Raw genomic sequence first — 2596 nt, 5'->3', positions numbered from 1 at the left:
TCGACACCTGGACCGAGTTACTCTGCCATGCCGCCTGATTGGATAAAGTCGAGCTAAGAAGCAAAAGGGTTCCAAAAATCGCAGAAAAGCGATTAATCGTCTGGGGCGACAACACCTGAACGTGAGTCGGCAGCGTAAAGACTGGGCTATAAAACAAGCCCGTGCGTTGGTCATGTCTAGCGACTTGATTGCCTACGAGAACTTGCAGGTGCGGAACATGGTTCGCAATCATCATCTGTCGAAGTCCATTAGTGATGCGGCCTGGAGCTTGTTTGTTAATTGGGTGAAATACTACGCCCAAATCTTCGGTAAAGTGCAGCAACCTGTTCCACCCCCGAACACTACGATTGATTGTTTTGATTGCAAACAGCCAGTCAAAAAGAGTTTGAGCACCCGAACTCATGTTTGTCCCCACTGTGGCTCTGTGCGATGCAGAGATGAGAATGCAGCGTGGAACATCCTGGAGAAGGGATTGAGATTGGCGGGTTTGAGTACGGTAGGGCATACCGGAATTAACGCCTCTGGACAAAGCGACCTCTATCTAAATCAAGCAATTGCTTTGGACAAGTCGGTTGGGTGAAGGAGGAACCCCCTGGCTTTAGCGAAGCGGAGCCACGGGGAGGATGTCAGAAAGAAACGGAGGCGTATAGACTAACGGGAGGCTCCTGCTAACTCTTCGAGCAGGGCAATGTGGCGCGGCAGCAGATCGGCTAGGGCATAGTTTTCCACGATTGTGGCGCGGGCGCGATCGCGCAGAGGTTGCAAATCGTGTTGATTCTCTAAGGCTTCCACAATGCGCTGGGCGATCGCTGGGGTGTCAAAGAAATCGACTAATAACCCATTGTGTCCGTCTTGGATCATTTCCCGAACGGGAGCCGTATCCGAGGCCACAATGAGGCAGCCACTCGCCATGGCCTCCATGAACGACCAGGACAGTACAAAGGGGCGAGTTAGATAGACGTGCACGGAGGATGCTTGCAGAACTTTGCGATAGAGACCGTAGGGCAAATTGCCGATGAAATGAACCCGCGACAGATCCAGCGACACCTTTTCGAGCATCCATTCCTTATAGCTCTTGCCGTCAGGTCGGGCAGGGCCATAGGCCACCCGTTCCGCCGCCACGATCGCCACATGGGCCTTAGGCCGTTGATCCAAAACTTGGGCGATCGCCTCAATAAACTGGGGAAAGCCGCGATACAGATCCATCCCGCGAGACACGTAGGTAATCAGCTCATCAACGTGGGAGAGATCTAAGTCCGGTAATTCCAGTCGATAGCCCGGATTTGGCAGGAAATAGTTGGTGTCTACCCCGTCATGAAGCACGGAGATTTTTGACTGAAACTCCGCCGGAAACTGGCGAAGCTGCCACTGGGTTGGCGACAGGCCGCGATCGCAACTGCACAGATCCACCAACATCGACGCATTGCTGGCTCGATAGCGCAACACATCGTCCAGGGTGATCGGATCGGCGGGATCAAAGTCTAGATCCGAGCCGTGGGCGTTCGTAAACCACTCGAAATAGCAGAGAAGCGGTACGTCGGGAAAGGCATCTTTCATGAACATTGGGAGTCCCCAACCGGAGTGCCCACAAATCACGTCGGGCACGAATCCCGCCTCTTTGATTTTGAGCGCCACCCGAAACACCGCCTGCCCGTGCAGCACCGCCCGTTCGTAGGAGCGTACATAGAAGTGGGTACTTGCGTGGGCATCCCGCGAGGGCTTGAAAATCACTTTTTGAATGCCGCCAAACTCCGTGTCCGTATTCTGCGTCACGAACAGCACTTGATGACGAGGATCTCGCGCCAGGGTAGATGCGAGATTGAGATACTGCGCGGGGAAGTTATTGTGCAGGAACAGAACGCGCATAGGCAAATTTAGTGAAAAACAGCAGATCTGTTACGGAAAGGCGATCGCCCCTACAGGATAAATCCCAGCCCCAGCAATAGCCCACTCCAAAAGTGCAGGTTCACCGCAATGAATTTGCAATTACTCACCCGGTCTGGCTGGTTGTGATTATCCCCCACATGGCGACAAAGTTGAATCGCGTAGGGCAGACTCGCGAAGGCGAGGAGCGCCCATCGGGGGAACCACTCGCCCAGCACACCGCCCAGAATCAGCACAAACACAATGCCGCAGCACCAGGGCAGCAGTTTCGCACCTCGATGGGTGCCGAGCCGGACAATGGGCGATCGCTTCCCCGCCGCCAAGTCATCTTCCACTTGGTGAAAGTGGGAACAGAACAAAATCAGGCTGGTGGTAATGCCCAAAATAATGGACGCGACGAGTGCCACTCCCGACCATGCTTGAGTTTGACTGTAGTAGGCAGCGGACACGGCCAGGGGGCCAAAGGCGAAGAAGCAAAGAATTTCACCCAACCCGTGGTAGCCCAGGCGGAACGGCGGGCCTTGGTACAGATACCCCAGCCCACAGCAGACCAGTACTAAGCCCAGAACCGTGAAATCCTGCTGCCAAAGGGCGATCGCCACAATGCCTGCAATGCCTAACCCTAGACAAAAGTTGCCGATCCAAAACACAAGCTGCTTCTTTCGGGTTAGGTTCACCAGGGAATGGGCTTTATTCTGATCGATCCCGGTTT

General features: G+C 54.3%; 3 protein-coding genes. 1 reads left to right on the top strand and 2 read right to left on the bottom strand.

The window, feature by feature from the left end; genetic code table 11:
- The first annotated feature begins 121 nt into the window (after nucleotides 1-121).
- Nucleotides 122-580, top strand: a complete 459-nt coding sequence (locus tag IGR76_15690) for a transposase (protein MBF2079914.1) — start codon at nucleotides 122-124, stop codon at nucleotides 578-580.
- Nucleotides 581-651: 71 nt separating this feature from the next.
- On the opposite strand, the gene IGR76_15685 is transcribed toward IGR76_15690, so the two are convergent.
- Together IGR76_15685 and IGR76_15680 are read right to left on the bottom strand one after the other, a co-directional pair.
- Entirely contained in the window at nucleotides 652-1866 is a 1215-nt protein-coding gene (locus IGR76_15685; protein ID MBF2079913.1) for a glycosyltransferase, read from the bottom strand.
- 50 nt (nucleotides 1867-1916) lie between these two features.
- Nucleotides 1917-2596: 2-carboxy-1,4-naphthoquinone phytyltransferase (locus IGR76_15680; GenBank protein MBF2079912.1), on the bottom strand; the 680-nt coding region annotated here is incomplete at its 5' end.

Source organism: Synechococcales cyanobacterium T60_A2020_003 (assembly GCA_015272205.1).
Classification (GTDB): domain Bacteria; phylum Cyanobacteriota; class Cyanobacteriia; order RECH01; family RECH01; genus JACYMB01.
This window is presented reverse-complemented; position numbering and strand designations above follow the sequence as displayed.

What these genes read in the sequence shown, in the direction of transcription:
- IGR76_15685 (MBF2079913.1), bottom strand. Translation starts at nt 1,866, where the DNA reads ATGCGCGTTCTGTTCCTGCACAATAACTTCCCCGCGCAGTATCTCAAT.